The sequence below is a fragment of the Brasilonema angustatum genome (genome assembly GCF_059505445.1).
Genome location: NZ_JCACKO010000117.1, coordinates 86571 through 111155, shown reverse-complemented (window position 1 = coordinate 111155; position 24585 = coordinate 86571). Strand labels below are relative to the sequence as shown.

17 protein-coding genes and 1 other RNA gene are annotated in these 24585 nt (G+C 43.5%); 12 read left to right on the top strand and 6 right to left on the bottom strand.

Going from position 1 to position 24585, the window contains the following annotated elements; translation table 11 throughout:
• Positions 1-235: 235 nt before the first annotated feature.
• Positions 236-1534, top strand: a complete 1299-nt coding sequence (locus AC5JM2_RS19115) for a dicarboxylate/amino acid:cation symporter (RefSeq protein WP_495836428.1) — start codon at positions 236-238, stop codon at positions 1532-1534.
• 243 nt (positions 1535-1777) lie between these two features.
• Here AC5JM2_RS19115 and AC5JM2_RS19110 read toward each other — a convergent pair whose 3' ends face one another.
• The 6 genes from AC5JM2_RS19110 to AC5JM2_RS19085 form a co-directional block, all read right to left on the bottom strand.
• Complete coding sequence (locus AC5JM2_RS19110; protein WP_495836427.1) at positions 1778-2848, bottom strand: TIR domain-containing protein; 1071 nt, start codon at positions 2846-2848, stop codon at positions 1778-1780.
• Between the two features lie 141 nt (positions 2849-2989).
• Positions 2990-4093 (bottom strand): TIR domain-containing protein, encoded by a 1104-nt coding sequence (locus AC5JM2_RS19105; protein ID WP_495836426.1) that lies wholly within the window; start codon positions 4091-4093, stop codon positions 2990-2992.
• Positions 4094-4236: 143 nt separating this feature from the next.
• The gene (gene rtcA, locus AC5JM2_RS19100) at positions 4237-5274 is read right to left on the bottom strand and encodes an RNA 3'-terminal phosphate cyclase (protein WP_495836425.1); all 1038 of its coding nucleotides are present in this window, start codon (positions 5272-5274) and stop codon (positions 4237-4239) included.
• The gene (locus AC5JM2_RS19095) at positions 5261-6628 is read right to left on the bottom strand and encodes an FAD-binding oxidoreductase (RefSeq protein WP_495836424.1); all 1368 of its coding nucleotides are present in this window, start codon (positions 6626-6628) and stop codon (positions 5261-5263) included. Before AC5JM2_RS19095 ends, rtcA begins: the two co-directional genes overlap by 14 nt.
• A gap of 283 nt (positions 6629-6911) precedes the next feature.
• Positions 6912-7124, bottom strand: a complete 213-nt coding sequence (locus AC5JM2_RS19090; protein ID WP_495836423.1) for a hypothetical protein — start codon at positions 7122-7124, stop codon at positions 6912-6914.
• Positions 7103-7573 (bottom strand): tetratricopeptide repeat protein, encoded by a 471-nt coding sequence (locus tag AC5JM2_RS19085; RefSeq protein ID WP_495836422.1) that lies wholly within the window; start codon positions 7571-7573, stop codon positions 7103-7105. The genes AC5JM2_RS19090 and AC5JM2_RS19085 overlap by 22 nt, the downstream gene beginning before the upstream one ends.
• A 324-nt stretch (positions 7574-7897) precedes the next feature.
• On the opposite strand from AC5JM2_RS19085, the gene AC5JM2_RS19080 reads away from it, so the two are divergent.
• From AC5JM2_RS19080 to AC5JM2_RS19030, 11 genes are all read left to right on the top strand, one after another.
• On the top strand, positions 7898-9157 hold the full coding sequence (locus AC5JM2_RS19080; protein WP_495836421.1) for a GTP cyclohydrolase II: 1260 nt from the start codon (positions 7898-7900) through the stop codon (positions 9155-9157).
• An 88-nt stretch (positions 9158-9245) separates the two neighbouring features.
• Complete coding sequence (locus AC5JM2_RS19075; RefSeq protein WP_495836420.1) at positions 9246-10550, top strand: URC4/urg3 family protein; 1305 nt, start codon at positions 9246-9248, stop codon at positions 10548-10550.
• 289 nt (positions 10551-10839) lie between these two features.
• Positions 10840-11472 (top strand): uracil phosphoribosyltransferase, encoded by a 633-nt coding sequence (gene upp, locus AC5JM2_RS19070; RefSeq protein ID WP_495836419.1) that lies wholly within the window; start codon positions 10840-10842, stop codon positions 11470-11472.
• 1402 nt (positions 11473-12874) lie between these two features.
• Positions 12875-16354 (top strand): efflux RND transporter permease subunit, encoded by a 3480-nt coding sequence (locus AC5JM2_RS19065; protein ID WP_495836418.1) that lies wholly within the window; start codon positions 12875-12877, stop codon positions 16352-16354.
• 446 nt (positions 16355-16800) lie between these two features.
• Complete coding sequence (locus AC5JM2_RS19060) at positions 16801-18174, top strand: efflux RND transporter periplasmic adaptor subunit (protein WP_495836417.1); 1374 nt, start codon at positions 16801-16803, stop codon at positions 18172-18174.
• 1007 nt (positions 18175-19181) lie between these two features.
• Positions 19182-20336 carry a magnesium/cobalt transporter CorA gene (corA, locus tag AC5JM2_RS19055; RefSeq protein WP_495836416.1) on the top strand — a complete coding sequence of 385 codons (1155 nt, stop codon included), beginning with the start codon at positions 19182-19184 and terminating at the stop codon, positions 20334-20336.
• A gap of 62 nt (positions 20337-20398) precedes the next feature.
• Positions 20399-21109, top strand: a complete 711-nt coding sequence (locus tag AC5JM2_RS19050) for a hypothetical protein (protein WP_495836415.1) — start codon at positions 20399-20401, stop codon at positions 21107-21109.
• A 49-nt stretch (positions 21110-21158) separates the two neighbouring features.
• Positions 21159-21601: RNase P RNA component class A (rnpB, locus tag AC5JM2_RS19045), an RNA gene on the top strand.
• Positions 21602-21690: 89 nt separating this feature from the next.
• Entirely contained in the window at positions 21691-22410 is a 720-nt protein-coding gene (gene rnc, locus AC5JM2_RS19040) for a ribonuclease III (RefSeq protein WP_495836414.1), read from the top strand.
• 174 nt (positions 22411-22584) lie between these two features.
• Complete coding sequence (locus AC5JM2_RS19035; RefSeq protein WP_495836413.1) at positions 22585-23691, top strand: Gfo/Idh/MocA family protein; 1107 nt, start codon at positions 22585-22587, stop codon at positions 23689-23691.
• A 226-nt stretch (positions 23692-23917) separates the two neighbouring features.
• Entirely contained in the window at positions 23918-24523 is a 606-nt protein-coding gene (locus tag AC5JM2_RS19030; RefSeq protein ID WP_495836412.1) for a PEP-CTERM sorting domain-containing protein, read from the top strand.
• Positions 24524-24585: the final 62 nt, after the last annotated feature.

Genomic DNA, 24585 nt, shown 5'->3' with positions numbered 1-24585 from the left:
GTTTTTCAAACGCTTTTGGTTCGGAAACAGAATTTGGCTATAGAGGTGCTTCTCGATGACACGCGCCGCCCTCACGGGCACTCCTGTCGTTGCCAAAAAGAAGGGATGGGGGTAAGATTTGCCTATCACTCGTCAGAAATTTATGGTCTTCCGTTGCTTGAATGATCATCTTATCCGGAATCTTTAATATCCAAAGTGATGTTTTAAGTATTGCATTGCTTACTGAGCGCCCTGCATGAACGAAACAGACAGCATCGACAACCTTGAAGCTAAACCTCACCCCTGGTGGAAACGTATTCCGCTGACTTTACAAATTGTCATCGCGCTTATTCTAGCAGTCACATTGGGTGTTGCATTGGGTGCAGGAAACCCCAGCGCAGCAAATAAAAGTTTTATAGAAACTTTAGCCATTCCGGCTGAATTGGTGCTTAAGGCTCTCCGCGCCCTTGCAACACCGCTGATTTTGATGGCAGTATTGCATACCTTCTTGACAACTAATATACCAGGTACAGCAGGACGGCGTTTAGCGGTGCTGCTGTTTACTAACACAACAGTCGCGATTGTGATTGGGCTTTTCGTGGCAAATGTTCTGCGCCCTGGTACATGGGGAAGTTTGACTGCACCAGGAGGTGGAGGTGGAGAAACAGCCAGTAAAAGTTTTGATCCCTGGGGATTGTTGAAAGACGCTATACCAGAAGCTATCCTTCAACCTTTAGTAAATAATAATGTTATCCAACTTATTGTTATTGGTCTTTGTTTGGCGATCGTCCTGCGGGCAATAAAATCAGAGCAACTCGCCCAAGGTAAAAGAGGATTCCAGTCGATAGAGGATATAATCGGCATTTTGTTTGAGTCTATCATCCGCATCCTCCACTGGGTGATTGCCCTAGTGCCATTGGCAGTTTTTGGAATTGTGGGTAAAACTGTTGCTGAAAAAGGCTTTGAGCCATTTAAATCGTTAGGCGCGTTCGTCATCGCAGTACTCCTGGGGTTGACGTTGCAAGCTTGCTACTACCTGACTCGGGTAAAATTAGGTTCTTGGGTGAACCCATTAAACTTTTTGCGTGGCGGTACTGATGCCTTTTTAACAGCTTTCTCAACTGACTCCTCAACAGCAACAATGCCTGTGACATTTGAGATTTTACAAACAAAAATTGGCTTGCGGGAATCTTCCGCTGCTTTAGGAGCGTTAGTTGGTACAAATTTCAACAATGATGGTACAGCCCTTTACGAGGCGACATCTGCGTTGTTTATCTCTCAAGTGCTTGGGCTACATCTGAATATTGGGCAGCAGTTAATTGTCATTCTCACGTCGATTTTTGCGTCGGTGGGTGCAGCAGGTATCCCAGAAGCTGGGTTAGTCACGATGACACTGGTGTTCACTTCCGTTGGCTTACCCACACAGTATATTGCCTTGTTGATCACAGTGGATTGGTTTTTGGATCGCTGTCGTACTGTCATCAATGTTATGGGAGATATGACTGTGAGTGCTTTACTGGATGGGAAAAAGCCGCGTTCTGTTGATGAGGCGTAATTTAAGTAGCTCAACCTAGTTAAACATAAAATGTCATTACGTTCGCGCAGCGTGCCCGGAGGGCATACGGAACGAAGTGAAGCGAAGTAATCGCAAGAATCGTATTTTATGTTTTTTCTGTTGACATATTTATCGCTCGTAATTCGTAATTGGATTTGAAAAGAATTACGAATTACGAATGATTAATTACTAATAATGATTTTCACCACGTGGGATTTGGGCGTGGGTGGCGATATGGAATCTTTACTGATTACAAGTTTGATTACACCTACCAACTTGTGCCCAAACTTGCCTCTGAGGTGAATTCGGACTAGTCTCCTCTAAAAAGTCTGGTTTGATGATAACTAACTTTTGTCCGGGCTGAAGCTGATCTAGCAGTGATGATGAGGGAGATTTTTTTTCTCTTAAATCCACCTTGCGTTTAATAGTAACTACTCCTCCTGGTGCTGGAACCAAAAGGTTATCAATTATCTGATTATCTGTAGTTTGAAGCAGGTCATCTCCATAAATTAAACCCTTTGAGGTATTATTAACTAGACCAATCGGTATCCAGCCAATTGGGGTAACTTGTTGTGTTGCATTTAGAGTTGGATTAGATTCTAATGAAGGAATTCTTAATAAATTGGGTAGTTGAGGCAGAAAAACGCTTGCAATTGCGATAAAGATAATAGGCTTAGCAATCAGTATCAGTTTTGCCCTATTCCGCCTACGATACCTTGCTCTCGTAGGGAAGGAAGAAAAAGTTGCAGTTGCCAGATTTACAATCCCACTTGTCAAGTTCCAAAAAGTCCTTGCAGTAAGTCTCACACCTACTTCAATCTGCTGAAGAGATTTTTGAACAGAAAATGGAGAACCAGTAAGTTGCTCAACTTCCTCCCGGATACCTTTGGCAATATTTTCAAAAGCATGGTTATGATCTCTCCATTTTGTTACAGGTTTTTCTCCTTCAGGCAAGACTTTGAGATTGCCAAATTCGGACTTCCAATTATCAAATGTACTGAACAGCACAAGGATAACGCGAGCTTGTCGAGTCTTGTGCAGTTCCATAGCCCGCTTTACTAATACTCCCCAATGATAATCAGAATATATTAAGTCAGAACTAATCAGGAGCAAAATTATATCAGCCGTATTGAGGTGCCTATCAATCTCAATATCCCATTCTTGTCCTGCGCTGATCATACCTTTGTCCCAAGTAGTAATTACCTCCTGCCGCTTCAAAAGACTGAGATGCTTATCGAGTTTTTGCCGCAGGTCTTGGTCTTTGTTAGAATCAGAGCAACAATAAAAGACTTTAATAGCTTCGGTAGATGACATTGACTTCAGCACCTAATTATTTAAAATATCGTCTTTTAATACTTCACAGAATAAGGTTTAGCTTTCGCATAAATTGCTATTGAAATTTCCAGCACCTTATCCAGTTACAATGACATACCGTTAGTAAATGAAAGTGGTATATCATCGATGATTTGCAATCAGTTCCTCAATTGCCACCCGGATACCTTGAGCAACACTCTCAAATGCTTCCTCACGATTTCCCCACTTGCTCACAGGCTTACCATCTTTAGGTAGGGCTTGAAGTCTAGCAAACGGTGCGCTTTTCCAATCAACTGGTTTAAGAATTACGGGAATAACGCGTGCTTCTCTAGCGTCATGTCGTTCCATCGCTCGCTTAACCTCAACATCCCAGCAATAATCCGAAGCGATAAAAGCCGAACTAATAAGCAGCAAAACTACCCGAGCTGTGTTTAAGTGTGTGTCTATCTCATTCTTCCATTCTTTTCCCGCTCCTATTTTGCGATCATGCCACCCTGTAATTACACCTTGTCGCTGTAACAGACTCAGGTGCTTTTCTAGTTGATCTCGCAATTTTTCATCTTCACGAGCATAAGAGAAGAACACTTCTATAGCTTGAGTAGCAGGCATAGGTTTGTTTTTGACTAAAGGCAAGTTTTTGGGAAAACTTGGAGCAACAGTTGTAATGCTGAGATTAAGATTTTTTTTAATAGTTGGAGTCAGTTCCTCTGAAATACTTTCCCACTGAATGGCATTAACGCCAAATTTATGCGCTACCTCTATGGTTCGCCCCGCCCCCAAGGCATCGTAAAAACCAACGGCAAATTTAACCGCAGCCCTATCCCCAATTGCCTGCTTCATCCCAATCACATAATCAATGTGTTGGACAATTGCTTCAGCCTGCTTCTCTGAATAACAAGCATTGAGCAGTACACATTCTACCTGTGCAAATAACTCAAAGAGTCCAGCAAGTGCCTCTGGCTTTACTGGCTTTGCTTGTCCAGTTACGTCTTCAAGTACCAACCCCCCGTCTGCGTCACCATGTCCGCAAAAATGAACAATTTCTGGCTCAAAGTCCAATATGGATCGGCGAACATCATCTGGACGTACTGCCCACCTTGACTCTATGACAAATTGATTAGATTTTTTTGATCTGCGTAAACCTTCAGCAATTTCACGAACTTCCTCATCCAAATCCAGTTTCATAGTATTTTTCGGATTTGCTGCTAGAATCAAGATTTTCTTTACGGGAGTATCACTGCTCATGTAATGGTTCAGTAAAGATACTATTCTTAACTAGTATAACTTTATATAATCTCGTGAATGATACTGTAGAGACAGATAACAAAAGGTTTACTATCAACAGTATTTTTGCTTATGTAAAACAAACAATAATACTTAATAATTAGTTAACAGTCCACCACCACCATCTTCTCCACTTCATCCAGCATCACCCGCGCCAACCCAAATTTCTCAATCACCCAAGCATTCGTCGTCAAATGCTGACTCACCTTAGCCACTCGGTACTCACTCCCAGTTGACGCCAAAGCTGCAGGCAATAATAATTGATCTCCCAAATGTTCATCCACAGGTGCGCCTGTTTGATGAAACTCCAGCAGTTCCTCGCAAGCCATATTTGCGACTTTTTCTGCAGGCAAACCGAGACGCCCCAACGCACCAAATCCAGCTAAACTATTTTCGTACTCAGCAGTGAGAAACAAACCCGCCCCTGGTGCGACACCTTTTGCTCGCAATGGTTGCACCGCTGGTTTCAATTGGGCTTCACGCAACACATTTTCAGCACGACTCGCGATTCTTTGGGGAATGTGGGAAGGTAGTTCCGTGACAACTGCTAACCCCCGCACCTGTTGCAAGTCGCCGCGTTCCACCAAGTTGATCCCGCCAAGTTTGCTACCACCACTTACAAGTAGTTCCACTTCTCCCCCGCCTTGGGGATACCACCCCCAAGCGTTCAGTTTCACTTCAACTTGCACACCCATGCGTTGCAATGTTGGCAGGTAAACTTGTTGAATGTAATTCACAGAAGGACTATGACTAACATGAGTTCCCCCCTTGAGTGTCACCTGAGAGTCACCAGTTGCTAACACCAAAGGCAAGAGAATAGTTTGTAACACCAAAGTGACTGCACCAGCAGAACCGCCTTCCCGCGCTTCACTCACATCAAAGGTATAACTTCCCGCTTGTACGGAATTACCAGGAATAAACTCTAGCGTCATCGAACCCAAAGCATCACCCCGCACTTTGGCGTTACAAATAGCTGCAGCGGCGCGAACTGATGTAAGGTGTTGTGCTGCGAGTCCCGGTTTTGAACGTCCGGCGCGGATGTTCTCTATCTGTATTGAATCACCAGTAATAGCAGCAAGACTCAGTGAGGTTCGGAGAATTTGTCCGCCGCCTTCACCGTAAGAACCGTCAATGTGAATCATTATTAAACTTCAAAACCTTGCTCTTACCAGGATTCATCAACCCATAGGGATCAACCATTTCCTTAAACTTCAACTGCTCAGGGTCAATCACCTTTCTACCGCTATCTTCAATAATATACGTGTGGGGATTGGCAATAAACACACCTTGCTTTTCGTGGTAGTGAATAATCTCGTTGAGACGTTCCTCACTCGTATAGCGGACGAGTTGCAAACCCACAGGAACTACTGTACCGTTAACCCGAGCAAATTCTAAATGCATCATCACTTCATCACCGAAGTGGTGATACATATGCTCTACCATTTGTAGATTTTTATCAGCAGGGAACGTACTTTGCAAGTAAGTGATGGAAGTATCTTCACTTCGGGCGTGTAAGGTGGTATGATTCCAGGTAAATTCCCCTAAATGTGTGCCTTTTCCGGCATCAGTAGCTGTTTTTTGATATGTGATCTTGCCACCGTATTGCTGTACTAACCCAGGTAATAATTCCAAACTTGGTTCCGCAAGAATCAATAAAGCAGCGTGAGTTCCCTCTGGAATATACTGCCGTAAGGCAGCAAAATAATCTGGAATCGGGGATGCAAAAATGCTAATCTCCTTTTTAATCATCCCATCGGCATCGCTTAAAGCTTGACTAAACCTTGCCGCAGCCATAAATTCTGGGAAAGTCACAATCACTTCTGCCCAAGGATAAGCTGCTCCTAATGGAATTTCTATTTCAGTGATAATACCATTGATGCCCCAGGCATGGTTCACTTTTTGCACTTCATCACCGCGCAGTTCAATAACGCGTGGTTCATCTTCCATCGTTACAATTTGTAAAGCCAGAATATTACCTCGTTCACCCAAAAAGCCATACTGTATCGATCCTATTCCGCCGCTACCACCAGCAATAAATCCGCCAATTGTCGCGGTACGGTAGGTTGAGGGTGTCATCCGCATTTCCCACCCGATTTCTCGTGCTTTTTTATTCAACGCCGCCAATTTGACGCCAGCTTCAACCCGTGCAACTCCTGGTTTCACCCAAGGTATTTCTTGCATCCGCGTCATATCCAGAATGACGCCTCCATGTAACGGCACGCATTGCCCGTAATTTCCTGTTCCTGCACCGCGCACTGTGACTGGTACTCTGTGTTTCACGCAATAGGCTGCTACTTTTAGTACTTCTGCTTGATTGGTGGGACGCACAACTATATCCCCAACCTTTCCTTCCAGTTTGGGTACAAGTACTGGGCTGAATGTGTGGTAATCCTGAGATAATTTTGCTACCTGTGCAGAGTCAGTAATAATTTCAATACCTTTTAAGGAAGCGGTGAGGGCATCTAAATCAAATGATTTTACGGGTGTTGTTGTCATAATTATCAATATTAAATATGGAACCCATAACAATTCAATTAAACTACCTCACCCAATATTCAATATCTCCCTTATGTTAGAGTCAGCGATTAGACATTGGGGATTTTTGAAAGAGATTTAGCGCACCACTCGCTATGAATGAAAGAAACACCATCTCCCTTGTTAAAACAGTTATCAGTGAACAGTTATCAGTTATCAGCTACTTACGCAGTACCAGTCGTCAGTTATCAGTTTTTACTGTTCACTGTTCACTGTTTACTGTTCACTGTTTACTGTTCACTGTTTACTGTTCACTGTTAAGCGTTCCGTAGTTTTTGTAGATGGCAGTTACAATAGCCCGATAAAGTCTCCCTTGTTCTGCTTGTGCTACCCAGTGGATCCCAAAGGTGACTTTATCCAAGCCAGAGTTTTGGTTGGTTGCTATTGCAACAACTTGTGGTTTATATGATAATTTTGCCTTCTCCAATTTGTTATTTAGTTCAATCGGAAAGTACATTCCAAAATAAATTTTTGATTGACTTGAGAATAAGGTTGAATTTCCAAAGCACGATGAAATGCCCTGATCGCTTCAATATACTCTCCCATTGCGGTATAACACAAGCCCATACCGTGAAGTGCGCCGAAATGTATTGGATTGATCTTGACGACCATTTGACAGTCTACCAAGGACTTTCGATACTCGCAGTTAGTATAGTAAAGAAAAGCACGGCGATTCCAAGCTTCAGCAAAATCTGGTTGGTTATTAATAAGTTGTGTCAGCACAGCTTCGGCTTCAGTGATTTTTCCAGAATCTATTAACCTTTGACTACGTTCAATCACTTCCAGTCCATGAACTCCCTTTTGCTGAAACCAAATACGCCAGATTTTCCTGGTTGCTTGTTCCCGGACTGTTTCATCGGGATTTTTCAAGTCTTTAAGTAAGGAATTGATAAGTAAAGAATCCATGAATTCAAGATCGTTAGTTGATAGTTGTTCTGGATCAAATTTCGCATATTCTGATCTCAGAAGTCACTAAAAAGTGTTGAGTACTGAGTAAAATGTGAAGAATGAAAAAAGAATACTCAGCATTCCTTGCTCAAAACTTAGGACTTTTGAATTAAAAAATAGCAAATTCATTGTTATTTTCTGTAGTCTGGAATACGATTAATACCTAAGTCAATATTTAAAGTCATTGGTATGTCATACTTTTACAAGTCACAACTGGTGATAATTGTAGAGGAAGGGTAAATGACTAAGAATTTATAAAAAGTAAGAGAAAAAGAAACGACTATGCCAAACCAAAAAAGCGTTTCCGGGCATATTGTTCTCACTTCGCATCCCAGTCGGTTTGGTCCCAAACCAATTTCTATTCAATGGGGAGCAGCCGATCCAATGCAACGTGGTCCAGTCATTGCTACACTAACTAAGCAGGGACACCGTAACGTAATTGGCACTCACTCTGGTGGTTATGCGATTTACCGTGCCTTAGCGGTGGCTAGCGGAGCTCTTCAGTCAGACCACAGGGCAGACCTTACTAATACATCTCCAGTAGAATATATTGGACCACATCCCAGTTGGGCTGATCCAGAGAAAATTGTCTCGCTTGATCCGTTTGGGGCGACGGTTGGTGAGGCATTTGCATCATATTACACACAGGGATATGACATTCGTCCCACAATCGCCATCACAAAGGCGCACATCAACATACCCGAGTTACAAGAGGCGGTGACAGCAGGACGCTTACAGGTTGATGGCAAGATTATGAAAGCTGGTGGCGATTTAGTAGTGACGAAAGCTGCAATTGAGCCAGTATGGTACTTACCAGGAATTGCCAAACGATTCAACATCACAGAAGCAGAGTTACGCCGCGCTTTATTTGAACAAACAGGAGGAATGTTCCCAGAATTAGTGACACGATCTGATTTGGAGGTGTTTTTGCCGCCAATCGGAGGTATTACCGTGTATATTGTTGGAGATGTAGCAGCTATTACTGATCCCGATAAGCCTTTGGCACTGCGAGTACATGATGAATGTAATGGTTCCGATGTGTTTGGATCGGATATTTGCACCTGTCGTCCTTATCTGGTACATGGAATTGAAGTTTGCGTACAAACCGCACAACAGGGGGGCGTAGGTGTCATTGTTTACTGTCGTAAGGAGGGGCGTGCTTTGGGAGAAGTAACGAAATTCCTAGTTTACAACGCTCGTAAGCGTCAGAAAGGTGGCGATCGCGCTGATGCCTACTTTACCCGCACTGAGTGTGTGGCTGGCGTGGAAGATATGCGGTTCCAAGAATTGATGCCCGATGTGTTGCACTGGTTGGGCATTACCCGTATTGACCGTATGGTATCAATGAGTAATATGAAGTACAACGCCATTGTTCAGTCAGGAATTGAAATTGTAGAACGAATACCAATTCCAGAAGAATTGATTCCCGAAGATGCGCGGGTGGAGATGGAGGCGAAAAAGGCAGCTGGTTATTTTACAACAGGAGAGGTGTTAGACTCTGACAGTTTGAGTGGTGTCAAAGGACGTTCTTTAGCAGATTGAGTTTCAGAGGCGAGAGAGGGAGGAGAACTTCTGTGACTCCTTTTGTCTCTCGCTTTTGTTATGGGGTGAATATTAGGAGTGTATCGCAATGGAAATGGAAAACGCAGAGGCGCAGAGGAGCCAGTGCGTTGCGGGGGTTCCCCCCGTTATAGCACCTGGCGTAGCGCAGAGGAAAGAAGGGAAGGAGTTGGTTGGTTATTTGCGATCGCCTAGTGCTATCCGAGATCGTTGTCAGCAATTGTTTGAGTTGGCCCTTATTGGTGAGTCCCATCACTTTAATTGCGATTTGACACAGTTGCCAAAAGTGGCAGAGTATGTTGAAGAGGTGATGCGGGAACAGTACCCAGATTTGCAAATTCCGTTTCACAGCCGGTGGCGACATTTTGAGGCTGGAGGTGTACAGCGTCTATCTCAGTTGGATCACAAGTTAGCAAAACTCACACCTGAACAGAAAGCCGTTGCTAAGTTTGATTTGGCGATTATCAGTGTTTTACTAGATGCTGGTGCAGGGGAAAATTGGTACTATCACGAGCAGGAGACTCAGCTAGATTTTAAGCGTTCTGAAGGTTTGGCAGTTGCCAGTTTTCATATGTTTTGTGACGGAACTTTTTCCAGTGATAGGCAAACAGCACCTTTGCAAGTTGATGCTCAAAAATTGCAAGCCTTAACAGAAAAAGAATTGGCAGATGGGTTTGGTGTGAATGCAAACAATCCCTTGGTGGGCATTGCTGGACGGTTAAAATTATTGCAAAAATTGGGTCAAGCCCTACTTTCTTCACCTCATCTGTTTGGCAAAGAAAATCCCCGTCCGGGCAATTTGGTAAACTTTTTCATACAAAACTCACATAACAAGCAACTAGCTGCGGCAAATGTGTTATGTGCAGTTTTAGAAGGGCTAAGTGAGATTTGGTCTGGACGAATTGAGATTGCCGGAATAAATTTAGGAGATACTTGGTTTCACCCACGTGTTGCTGATGATGGCTTAGTACCATTTCACAAACTGTCCCAGTGGCTAACCTATTCTCTGCTTGAACCTCTACAAGAACTTGGCTTGGAAATAACAGGTTTGGATGTCCTGACTGGATTAGCAGAATATCGCAATGGGGGATTATGCATTGATTTGGGACTTATTAGCCCAAAACATCCGGAAATTTTGCAGCAGTCTCATTCAGTTGCATCAGAGGTTATCGTTGAATGGCGTGCCCTGACCGTGATACTGTTGGATCGCATCGCCGCCACAGTACGCGACAAGTTGAGCATGAATGCTGAAGAACTGCCACTGGTAAAAATTCTCCAAGGTGGAACTTGGACAGCTGGGCGCAAAATTGCGGCTGAACGTAGAAAGGGTGCTGTACCCCCCATACAGATAGAAAGCGACGGTACAGTATTCTAGCTATCAGTACTCATTAGTTATCACTCATTTACTGAGTTCTTATGTTCTATGCCTACGGGACGGCTGCGCCGTTCGGTTGGATCACTGTGGACTGTAGTTACGTTGTTCGTGCCCAAGTCCCTAATTTTTTGTGCTTGCTGTGGAGGAACTCCAAATTGGGCTTAGCATCCCCTTTGGGCATATTTTGAATTTTGCGAGGTAAGCGATACCTTTTTTCTCTACGTCTTATAAGGCACACATTTTGCCTCTCAAGTCCTTTTTGGTTTGGATAATAAAACATTTAAGACATATGCACAGTCAAGTTAAAGTCATCCAGCATCCATTGATTCAACACAAACTCACACTGATGCGTAAAGCAGAAACGACTACGACCACATTTCGAGTCCTTCTCAAAGAAATTAGCCTGCTGTTGACATATGAAATAACACGAGATTTACTTGTGAAATATGAACAGATTAAAACTCCTCTTGCGCCAATGAACGCCCCAATCATTGCGGATAAAAAGCTGGTGATTGTTTCCATCCAACGGGCAGGACAAGGAATTTTAGATGGGATGCTAGAACTGATACCATCAGCAAGAGTAGGACACATTGGATTGTACCGTGACCCTAAAACCCTCATTCCCGTTGAGTATTATTTTAAGGTTCCTCAGGATATAGAAAAGCTAGATGCACTGGTGGTTGATCCAATGCTGGCAACTGGTAATTCAGCTGTCGCAGCAGTTGAACGACTCAAATCAACCAATCCAATGTCGATTAAGTTTATTTGCATACTTGCTGCACCAGAAGGCATTGAGCATTTCACCGAAGTCCACCCAGATATACCTCTTTACACTACGGCTATTGATGACCACTTAGATGAAAACGGTTACATTATTCCAGGATTGGGAGATGCAGGGGATAGGTTGTTTGGAACGATATAAGCTAACGTACATTTAGATTATTCCGACAGAAGCCCCCACGCTGTAATGTACTCATTCAGCGTGGGATGAATGGCATCGCTTCTTTTCAATGACCAAGAAAAGGGTGTAGGGGAGCCAGTACTTGATGAGGGTCTCCCTCCGTAGGTATAGCAACAGACATATTGTTTAGGACATCGTATTTTGATTAAGAGGGAACAGGGAACAGGGAACAGGGAACAGGGAACAGGGAAATGTCCTAACAATTGTGGCAACTGCTATATCTGGCGTGTATGGGGGTGTAAGGGGAGCCAGTGCCGTGGGCGGGTTTCCCGACTTGAGGCATCTGGCGTTGTGAGGGGAAGAGAAAATTTTCTAGCCCGTAAGAGGGGCGCACTCTCGGATGTGGTACACCTGACATCTTGCACCAAGAAAAATTGATTGAATTCTCACCCTCAGTACGAAGCCGAAAGCTCTTATTTTAGCCAGAAAAGCAAAGAAAAGTGATGTAACTTTATTGCGCTACTTTTGACTAAGCCCAGGCTTATACGGATAGGTGCAAGATCTGAAACACCCCCTACCCCGGAACCAACAAGGACGCAAGCCCCTTATTTTAATATTGGAAAGAAAAGAAAAGTATTTCGAGATACGTAGTACTGAAGTTGAGGCGTCCTTAGTTCAAGCCCAGACCGCCACTAAAGCGAACGGCACTGCGCGTTTTATTGATGGGGTTCCCCTACACCCTTACACCCGCACCCGTTGCGGCGTTGACTGGCTTGTCCAACAATTTCCAAGTCTTCTACAAAATGATGCTTGTCAGTTGGTTAGCTATTTTTCTACTCATTGTTGAAAATAGTCCCTCAATCTAAGATAACTTTACTTTACTTATCTCGTAATAATTCGTATTCTTATTATATGTACCATAATAGTTTGACTCACAAACTCATAACTTAGCTAATCGTGAGGTTCAGCATGAATCAGTTATTTTGCTACATAGTTGTATCTTAAACCTGCACATCAAGTGGATAAGTGGCAAAGACGGCAAGTCTAATTGCCCACTTGCGGAACTTGAACACACAGCGTTTTTAGATATTGTAAAGAATCAGTATTTTTTGAAAACTACTGTTGATTAACTATAAGTACGCATTCCAGGGCAAACGCATCTTTTCAATCAAACCCGAAAAAATCCCATTAATTTCTGTTTGTTGACAAAAAAAAGTGATGATTTTGACATTATATCTATACAGTCACGAAAATCAGCTTTAGCAACAAACCCGGTTCTTTTGTCTACCATAAATTCAGAAAAAAATAAACTGTGTTTGGTGAGATTTCGATGCATTAACCGTAGGTTAATGTCTATTTACAAGCAGCTTCTAACAATGCGAGTTGGGGGCATTTGCAGCAAACGCATTTCAGAGGGAATTGCATGTGGATCGTCAAAATTGCTTTACGTCTTCCGTATACATTCGTAATCGCTGCCTTGATGATTGTGATCCTAGGTGTGGTAACGATATTTGGCACACCTGTTGATATTTTTCCATCAATCAACATTCCGGTTGTCAGCGTAGTTTGGACTTACACAGGTACCACACCAGAAGAAATGGCACAGCGAATCGTTACAATTAGCGAACGCGCCATGACAACAACCGTTGGTGACATTGAACACATTGAGTCTCAATCTTTAAGTGGTGTTAGTGTCGTCAAGGTTTTCTTCCAACCCAACGCTGATATAGCCTCAGCGGTCGCTCAAATTACCTCTGTCAGCCAAACAATTCTGCGCCCTCTGCCACCTGGTATCACACCGCCATTCATCATTCAGTACAACGCTTCGAGTGTACCGATTATCCAGATGAGTGTGAGCAGCAAAACCTTGCCGGAACAAGCGCTCAACGACTATGCTACCAACTTCGTCCGCACCCAGTTAGCAACAGTGCAAGGGGCAAGTGTACCTTTGCCTTATGGTGGTAAACCTCGGCAAATTATGGTTGATATCGATCCCCAGGCGATGTTGGCTAAAGGTGTTTCTGCTCAAGACGTGACTAACGCTGTTAGTGCCCAAAACTTGGTATTGCCCGCAGGCAATATGAAGATAGGCACTCAGGACTTGGCCGTACGAATTAATAATAGTCCAGATGTGGTGGCAGGCCTCAACGACTTGCCAATTAAGCAAGTCAACGGTACCGTGATTTACATTCGCGATGTCGCCCAAGTACGAGATGGGTTTGCCGTGCAAACGAACGTTGTACGTCAGAATGGAAGGCGATCAAGCTTACTTAGTATTCTTAAGAGTGGTAATGCCTCGACTATTGATGTGATTGATCGGGTAAAAAAAGCTTTGCCTCGCATTCAATCCACCATGCCCCCAGGACTAAATTTATCATTTTTGTTCGATCAATCCATATTTGTTAAAGCTTCCATTGAAGGTGTTCTTAAAGAAGGATTGATTGCAGCTACTCTCACCGCGCTGATGATTCTGATTTTCCTGGGAAGTTGGCGCAGCACTGTGATCGTAGCCGTCTCGATTCCTTTGTCGATGCTGGTTTCGATTATTGTGATGAGTCGTTTAGGACAAACTTTTAACATCATGACTTTGGGTGGTTTGTCCTTAGCTGTCGGTATTCTCGTAGATGACGCTACAGTCGAAATTGAAAATATCCACCGAAATCTCGCACAAGGTAAACCAATCAAGCGAGCAATCTTAGATGGAGCTCAGCAAATCGCAACTCCAGCACTTGTCGCAACATTATGTATTTGTATTGTCTTTGTGCCTGTCGTGTTTCTGAGTGGAGTGGCAAAGTATCTGTTTGTTCCCTTGGCGATGGCGGTAGTATTTGCCATGCTTGCTTCCTATCTGCTATCTCGGACTGTAGTACCGACGATGGCAAGCTATTTGCTACCATATGAAGCTGACTTGCATAGAGAAGAAAGCGAAGCTCATAATGATCATGGCGATCGCTACCATAACGAACATTCCCAAGTCGAAGATCATAATGGTCATGGTGATCGCCATAATATAGATTCACCAGTCCAGAATAATGGTCGTGACAACCACCATACTCATTCGCCAGTCGAAATTCGCGATCACCGCGACAACCACAACACTCATTCGTCAGTCCAAAATAATGGTCATGACAACCACCACCAAACTTCAGAGCACAGAACACAAAAGACTCAACCTGTCAAGAAAGACTGGATCTGGCGGCTGCACGAAAAATTTAACCGACAATTTGAGAAATTTCGCAACTGGTACTATAATGTCCTGACCTCAGCATTAAATTACCGCAGCATAGTCTTCGTGGTATTCGGCGCTTTTATAGTCAGTGCAGGAGTTTTGTTGCCATTCGTTGGTCAAGACTTTTTCCCTGATGTCGATGGTGGTCAGTTTAGCCTGCATGTTCGGGCTTTACCTGGTACCCGCTTGGAAGAGACAGAAAGAATTGTCAGTCAAGTAGAAGGTGTCATTCGCCAGACTGTACCGAAGGACAATCTCGCTCTGATTTTGGATAACATCGGCTTACCCAACAGTGGTATTAACCTTACCTATGGCTACAACGGTGCCACAATTGGTCCGGCTGATGCTGATATTCTTGTCTCGCTAAAAGAAGCTGGTTCTACTTTTTCTTACATCAAGCAACTACGCCCGAAATTGAAAGCGACATTTCCCAATTACACCTTCTTTTTTGAGCCAGCGGATATTGTTACTCAAATTCTAAATTTTGGTTTGCCTGCTGCTGTTGACGTTCAAATATCTGGTCCTCTGCAAAACTCAAAGAAAAACTTTGAAATTGCCAAACAAATCGAAGCGCGGATCACACGCGTTCCTGGTGCTGTAGATGTACACATGCAGCAAGTTGTCGATGCCCCAGAGTTACGTCTTGATGTAGACCGCACCCAGGCTCAACAACTGGGTATAACCCAGCGTGATGTTGCCAATAGCGTCCTGACTTCCTTAAGTTCAAGCGGTCAAGCAGCAATCAACCAATGGCTCGATCCCAAAAAAGGCGTGAGTTACACTCTTGCTGTACAAGTTCCACAGTACAAAATTGACTCTATTGACAGCCTCAAGAATACGCCTATTAGCAACAGCAACGGTCAAACCGCACCCCAAGTTTTAGATAATTTGGCTACTGTTAGACGCGACACAGTGATGCAAGTTGTCAATCACTACAACATTCAGCAGGTTTACGATATCTACGCTAACTCCTCTGGTCGTGACCTTGGGGGAGTTGCCCGTGATGTGGAAAAAATCATAGCTGATTATAAGAAAAAATTGCCTAAGGGAAGTCAGATTACTGTACGCGGGCAAGTGCAAACAATGAACTCTTCGTTCCTTGGACTTGGTTTGGGACTTGTGTTCGCGATTGTGCTGGTTTACTGCTTGATGGTAGTAAACTTCCAATCCTGGCTTGATCCCCTGATTATCATGATGGCACTACCAAGTGCCTTGGCTGGTATTGTCTGGATGCTGTTTGTCACCCATACCACCTTCAGTGTGCCTTCGTTAATGGGTGCAATTATGAGTATAGGTGTAGCGACATCAAACAGTATTCTAATGATTACTTTTGCTAATGACCAGCGTCTGGAAGGGCAAAATGCTTATAAAGCAGCCCAGGCGGCGGGCTACACGCGGTTACGTCCCGTGTTGATGACTGCCTTAGCGATGCTTATTGGTATGGTGCCAATGTCTCTCGGTCTTGGTGAAGGTGGTGAGCAGAATGCACCCTTAGGTCGTGCTGTGATTGGCGGCTTATCGGCTGCAACAGTCGCTACTCTCATCTTTGTACCTGTTGTATACAGCATGTTACGGCGTCAACAACCTCGTCGTTTTGATGAGGATGACGAGGATTTAACTCTGGTGGATAAGCATACCGCATACTCCTTGTCATCATCCCAAGGTAAGTCTTGAACAGGGGGTAGGGGCAGCACGTTTCGGGGGCAAACTTCCGAACGTAAGCTGCCTTGTCAAGAATATGGCGATTCACACCCTAGCCAGTTGGCAACAGTGTATGGGCTGTGTACGCTTGTACTTGAACGTTTTCCTACATCCCCATATTCAAGCAAATGTTTACACACATCTGACAACCTCACCTTCATTTTGAACGTAGCTAATATCTTTCCCTCTCCTTTATAAGGAGAGCCAGTGCGTTGGGCGGCTTTGCCGACTTGTAGACGCCGGAGGCGGCTTCCCGCAGGGTAGCACCTGGCGTGAGGGATGCCCGATAGGGCAGGGTGAGGTTCCAAGGAAGCATAGCGACGATAAGCAATTCAAATTTCAAAATTGTCAAAGCCAATAATGGTAATGAACGTAGCTACTAAATTTATACAAATTCGATAATATGGGACAGCTTACCTATGGATTCTCAACAAGAAAGGACTTCTAGACAACAAAGGCGCGGTATCGGTGGAATTGGTTGGGCTATAATTGGTACTGTTTTTTTCGGTAGCCTACTAGCTATAGGTATTTTGCCCCGGTTAAGCCAAAGGTCAGAATTACAAGCAGCAGTCAAGGAAGCAAGCACTCTACCCTCAGTCAACGTTATGACTGCCCGTCGTGCTGCTGCTACGATCAATTTGGAACTGCCTGGCAGTGTTGTAGCCCTTAACCAAACGACGATTTACGCTCGCAGTACTGGGTATTTGCGGCGGTGGTACGCAGACATTGGCGATCGCGTACAGGCTGGTCAGTTGTTGGCAGAGATTGATTCACCAGACACCGATCAGCAAGTTCTGCAAGCTAAGGCAGAGTTAGCACAAGCACAAGCCAATGTGTCTCAAACTCGTGCTAGTTTAGCTAAAGGTGTTGCTGATTTGAAGCAAGCCCGCGCTAACCTACTGTTAGCACTTCAAAGCTGGCAACGCTGGAAAGTTCTTGTCAAGCAAGGTGCAGTCGCTCAACAAGATGCAGATACAAGATATGCCACATATCAGGCCAACTTAGCCAACGTTGAGGCAGCACAAAGTACTGTTAATTCTGACTCTGCCAATGTCAAGGCAGCACAAGCTAACGTCTACGCTAGTCAAGCAAATTTCCAACGTTATTCTGTACTGCAGTCTTATAAGAAAGTTACTGCTCCCTTTGCAGGAGTGATTACCGCACGTAACGTAAATTCAGGTGCTTTGATTACAGGAGGTACTGGCAATACCAATACTAGTAGCAATACCAATACTAGTAGCAATACCACCAGTACTAGTAATACCACTAGTACTAGCAGTACCAATACTAGCCTTTATACCATTGCTGCTTACAATGCCCTAAACGTGAATGTTTCTGTTCCACAAAGTTCATCAGCGTTAGTTCAGGCTGGTCAAACAGCACAAATTACAGTTAGAGAGTTACCACAACAAGTGTTTACGGCTAAGGTAGTGCGTACTAGCAATGCCATAGATCCAAATACTCGCACTTTGCTGACACAGTTAGAAGTGCAGAATTTGGACGGTGCACTGCGACCAGGGATGTATGCCAACGTCAAATTTGCCATGAACCGCCCTAATCCTCCCTTTATTGTACCTGCTAGTGTCGTAGTCTATAACGCAGGAGGTACCCAGGTAGCAACTGTAACCAAAAACCAGACAGTGCATTATCAAAAAGTTGCCGTTGGGCGAGATTACGGCACTGAAACAGAAATTACCTCAGGTCTGACAGGAAATGAATCGCTGATTACCACTCCTACAGTTGATGAAACAGAGGGTTTGCGCGTGCAGCCCGTCGCACAAAAAGCAAAGTAGACTCAATAGTGTAAATTAAGGGTGTAAGACCATTTCACGAAATCCCTGATACAAATGATTGGTTTCTAATTCTTTCCCCCTGCTCCGGTGCTCCCTGCTCCCCATTTGTATCAACCTTAAAGTGAAACGGTATAAGGGGATAGGGGTGAAATTAGTCGCGTAGGGTAGTGAAGTAATCACAAAGACTCTATATATATATATAGGACTCCTATTTGATTTTTGACGAAGCTAGGTACACTTTGTGTTCCCTCTACTTTGTCAATTCACCAAACCAAACTGGATTCCTATACGTTTTTTACTCCCGAACCGCCAGAAGAATACCTAATTTAACGATTAGCAACAAGACGAGCCAGCGCTACAGGAGGGTTTCCAACGCCCTTCGCCGGGGAGAACCTATGCCCTGCGGGCACGCTGCGATAGCCGTAAGGCGTGGCGTTAGCCATAGAGCGGTTCCGCTAGCTCCTAAGGGGGCCGGAGCTAACGCGCTCCGCCAGTCGCCTAGGTCGGGAGACCTTCCTGCAGCGCTGGTCTCACCAGATACCTCTGTCGGGAGACCGTCATCAAGTACTGGCTCCGACCTAGGTGACTGGCGTCGCCAAGGACGCCAAGAAAATCAAAAAGAAGATAGGTAATCTTGCACGCCTGATGGGAGTAATCTTGATCTACTTAATCAAATATTGTATTAAGATTTTTGAAGCAGTTTGTCTTTGTAAGCCAAACTGTTTTTTCATGGTATTGCTAATTTATAGTAGCCTTGGCTGTATTCAAGATCGCTTTTATGGGATGGATATCTGACCTGCCTTTAACATAAGACACAGAAGACACCGCTCTCATAATAAAATGAGAACTAAAATGCACTCATAGAACAAATGCACTATAGTACTACAGAAATTACTGATAAATAATAGGGATAAATTCGATCCATCGCGTTACCAAAAGTCGAGAGTCACCAAGTCAGAAAAAAATGACTAATAACTCATGACTAATAACTCAATTAGGAAAAATTCATGGCAAGAAAAGTTCGTCGTTCCCCTCAAATGCTCACTAAACCTGATAACGAAGATGAGTTCTATCACCAACCAGCAACCATACCAGGAACCATCATTATTCCCACAGATGCTTCACCACCACAGATGACATTGATCGACTATAATACTCGCGATGTTATCCGTAAAGAAATCAAAACCCCGGAAGAGTGCGCTTCTTATCTAGATACAGCATCTGTTTCTTGGGTAGAAGTCCAAGGTTTAGGGGATGAAGGCATTTTGCGAAGACTGGGGGATGTGTTTGATTTACATCCTTTAGTTCTAGAAGATATTGTCAATTTGGTAGAGCGTCCAAAAATAGAAGATTATGAAGACCATTTGGTGATTATTTGCCGAATGGTTGTGCCAAAAGAAAAAAAATATGGATTTTATAGTGAGCAAGTGAGTCTGGTGCTAGGAAAAAATTATCTACTTACAGTACAAGAAGAACCAGATCATGATTGCTTAGAAGGAGTGCGATCGCGAATTTGTAACAACAAAGGTATTATCCGCAAGCGCAAAGCAGATTATTTAGCCTATAGTTTATTGGATGCAATTATCGATGGTTATTTTCCTGTTCTGGAGGATTATGGTGAGCAAATTGAAGATTTAGAAGAAGAAGTAATGCTAAATCCTTCGCGGCACACACTACAAAAAATTTATCAAATTAGGCGAGAATTGTTACAACTGCGTCGCTACATCTGGCCTCAACGGGATGCAATAAATTCTTTGATTCGCGATGGCAGTGAACTTATCAGTGAAGAAGTGAGAATTTACTTGCGAGACTGTTATGACCATACGGTGCAGGTAATGGATATGCTAGAAACTTACCGGGAACTTGCCACAGGATTGATGGATGTTTATCTTTCGGCAGTAAGTAACAAAATGAATGAAGTTATGAAGTTTTTGACTGTTATATCGTCAATTTTTATTCCCCTCACTTTTCTCGCCGGAATTTATGGTATGAATTTCAGTACGGAAAAATCGCCATTGAATATGCCTGAACTCAACTGGTATTGGGGTTATCCTATGTGTTTAGCATTGATGGCAGTAATTGCCTTTGTGCAGGTCTTCTTCTTTTGGCGGAGAGGCTGGTTTAAGAATTTTTCCAAAATTAATCCTGATGCCAAAAATTGACATGATCACTCAGTGGAAGAGAAAAAGTGAATTGAATATAAGGGAGTTCATAGACTAAAATTATGGGAAACGCTGACAACAATTTACTAATTTTGACGCTTTATATAATCGGCATTACTTACACCATCAATCAAATGATTGAGTCAATTGCCGAACAAATAAAAATAGATTTTAATAAAGCATCTGTAGACGAACAACTAAAAGAACAAAGTCTTCAAGACAAGATTGGGATTAGTTTTGGGGGACTGGCAAAAACGTACGATATTGAAAAACCACAATCTTTGTCAATTCTTATCGAAAATAAATCTCAGGATGTAGCAATATACGTTGATTGGGACAATTGTGCTTTTGAGGAATTTGACGGAACCTCAAAGCGAGTTATTCGGATGTCACCAGACATCACTCGTGACTTAGGCGTATTTCAAAGCCCCAGTCTAATTGTTCCAAAAAAAACACTTAAAGAATCAGTTTCATCTGAAAGTGTTTTCCAGTTCGATAAGTTATCTGGAACATACACAGCAACAAAAAGCTCGGTAGCCAATGTCCTCAAATGGAAAACAAGTATCATCAGGGCACAGAGAAAAGAGTTTAACAGATTTATGAGCAGAAAACGCAACTTTGATTTCTCACTAGATTTAGTGTTCAGGCTAGCCGAAACAAATATTGGTGTCGCTCACGGTACAAAAGCACCTCCCCTTTGCATTGTCAAGTGTCCCTTCACTGTTAGAAAACTCCCTTGGACGTATGCCTTGCCTTGGAATCAGAGGCGGTAAACTTAAACGAGTGGTTCGGTCATTCAAAGATTACACTGGATATTGGGAGAGAGTAGGCGCAGGTGGTTGCAGACTAGTTTCGTTGAAACTGGTTTGAGGAAAGTCCGGGCTCCCGAAAGACCAGACTTGCTGGGTAACTCCCAGTGCGAGCGATCGCGAGGATAGTGCCACAGAAACATACCGCCCTTTTTCAGTGAACAGTGAACAGTCAGTAACTGATAACTGATAACTGGTAACTGAAGAGGGTAAGGGTGCAAAGGTGCGGTAAGAGCGCACCAGCATGATCGAGAGATCATGGCTCGGTAAACCCCGGTTGGGAGCAAGGTGAAGGAACTACGGTTGGTCTTTTACCAGTTCCGCTCTGATAAGATCCGCTAGAGGCGTTTGGTAACAAACGTCCCAGATAGATAACTGCCCTCTTAAATGTAGAAACGTAATGTGTTACGTTTTTACAAAAGAGAACAGAACCCGGCTTACGTTCCGACTCTCTCTCTCTTTTTGTCCTTTATGATTGGTCTTTAGTCTTTTGTTAACAAGTAAGGACTAATGACTCATTGCTCGTGACTCATGACTAATAACTAATGAGCATTGCTTATCCACGCCGTCAACGACAACTCGAAAGCTTGGTCAGAAAATTAGGTCTCCAGGCAGATGCGCCAATAAAGTGGGAACTGCTTGACTTAGCGCTGACTCATCCCACTGTCTCCGAGTCAGCAAATTATGAACATTTGGAGTTTGTCGGCGATGCAGTCGTGCGATTAGTGGCTGCTATTGTTCTATGGGAAAATTATCCTAATTGTCCAGTGGGAGATTTTGCAGCTATTCGTTCGGTGTTGGTGAGCGATCGCATTCTCGCCCAACTCGCCAGAGAATACGGCTTGGAGTTACATTTATTAGTTGCAGGCAGTGCGACTGCTGATAAAATTGGTCAAGAGTCAAGACTGGCTGATGCTTTTGAAGCAATTTTAGGTGCTCTTTATTTGAGTACACACAGTCTCGAACTCATCCGCTCTTGGCTAGACCCTCATTTCAAAAAACTTGCAGCAGAAATTCGCCTCGATCCGGCTAGATTTAACTACAAAGCCGCCCTGCAAGAATGGACTCAAGCAAAGTATAAAGTCTTACCTGAATATCGAGTCATGGAAATGAATCAACCCCAGCACATTCAAGAGCGTTTCCTGGCTGAGGTATGGCTACACGGACAAAAGCTCGGTCAAGGAAAGGGACGCTCTATCAAAGCTGCCGAACAAGCTGCGGCAAAAGTTGCTTTTTTATCACTGGATAATCAGGAAAAGCCCTGAAATAAAACGGTAGATGATAAGCTAATGTGAGTTATCTTTTGTCTTACTCTTTCTTCTCCTGTCAGCAGACGCTACTTTGTATGCCTACAGTACGGGGCATACGGAACTGTAGCAACGGGAGAAGGCTTCTGGCGGGCGTCTACGTCATAGCTAATGACTAATAACTCATGACTAATGATTAAAAAAATTAAAATTGCTGTAGTTGGTGTTGGACGTTGGGGCGTTCATTTGCTAAGAAATTTTTTAGAACATCCGCAAGCAAGTGTAGTGGCGGTAGTCGATCCGAACCCAGAATGTTTGGGGGCGGTGAAACGGCAGCATAACTTAGGTGACGAAATTTTACTGACAACAGAGTGGCAAGCAATACAGCAAATAGAAGGTTTAGAAGCCGTTGTTATTGCCACTCCCGCTAGCACGCATTACTCCTTAATTAGTGATGCTTTGCGTTGGGGTTACCACGTTCTAGCAGAAAAGCCTTTAACTCTCAACCCAGCAGAATGTCGAGAACTGTACCAGTTTGCCCAAAAACAGCAACGACAACTGATAATTGACCACACCTACTTATTTCACCCAGCAGTTGAGCGAGGGAAAGCTGTTGTACAGGCGCGTCAATTAGGTGATTTACGTTATGGTTACGCGACTCGCACTCATTTAGGACCAGTTCGCCAAGATGTTGATGCACTGTGGGACTTAGCCATTCACGATATTGCCATCTTTAATTCTTGGCTAAACCAAATTCCAGTGAAGGTGCAAGCAACAGGTACAGTGTGGCTGCAACCAAGCGTAGAGGGAGATAACAAAAAAGAACAAAAAGAGGAAAGCCCTCAGTCTCTGACTCCCTCATCTTCTTCAGTACAAAACCAAGGATTATCTGATCTCGTCTGGGTGACACTGACATATCCGAACAATTTTCAAGCGTACATTCATTTATGTTGGCTCAATCCTGATAAACAACGACGACTAGGAGTTGTTGGAAATCTTGGTAGTCTGATTTTTGATGAAATGTCTCGTACCTCACCTTTGACGATACTACACGGCGAATTTGAGGTGCAGGAAAATCGATTTATTCCTGTAAATCAGAAGCAACAAGTGCTGGAAATAGAAACAGGTGAACCATTAGGGCGAGTGTGCAATCACTTTATCACTTGTGTGCTTGAAAATACTCCCTCAAAGGTTTCCTCTGGTTTTGTAGGTACGCAGTTAGTGCAAATTCTTGCTGCTTTGACAGAATCTCTTAATAATGGTGGCAAGCCTGTTTTTCTGAATGCAAATGAAGAGTGAATTACCCACACTTCTCAGTAGTAGAGTAAGTGTGGGCTTCCGGCTTCAACGACAGATGCCTTTCTACCTTTGAGCTTATTGGTCTTACTCCGTGTTAACTCGTTTAAATTTATTCGACTTCTTCGCTGTCGCTCCCGTGTATCTTTGGTGTTAAACTGCCATTAATTTTGAGTTGCGCTGTAGATTAACTCAATCTATAAGATCTGCGATCACACTAACAACTTCCATGAAAAATCTAGCTCTACTAGCTGTCACAGCCATCGCCACCACATCTGGACTGGTTTTTGGGACAATGAATTCCGCCTCTGCTTTAAATTGGAACTGGAATTATTCTAGTACTGGCATAGCGGCGAGCGGTACTTTCACCACTAATGACACCCCTAACGATTTAGGTTTTTACCTGATTACTGGAATTACTGGTACACGAAATGGTGAAACAATTACTGGTCTGCAAGCAGCCGGGACTCCAATACCGGGAAACGAACCTTTTAAGGTTGACAATTTAATTAGTCTTAATAATCAGCAATTAACGGGTGACGGTTTTGGGTATTCCACCTCAGGGGGAAACTATTCTAGTCCGTTTTTCGCTAGTTTTTTGCCGACACCGGGTTATTTAGAGGTTTTTTCTGTGCCGCCACTTATACCAGGTTTTGAAAATTTTGGTTCGGAAGATAGTGAGTTACCTATCAGTTTCTCTGCAACTATAATCACAGTCCCTGAACCCACCTCCATCCTTAGCTTACTAGCCCTCGGCACTCTCGGTGTTGGCTTAGTACTGAAACGTAAGAAACCATCCACATTTACTGAGAAAAAGCTCGAAAAAGTTTCTTAAAACCATCAAATAGTTGGTTAGCTTATCTTGTTAGCTCAACATCTATGTTAATAAGAAGACAC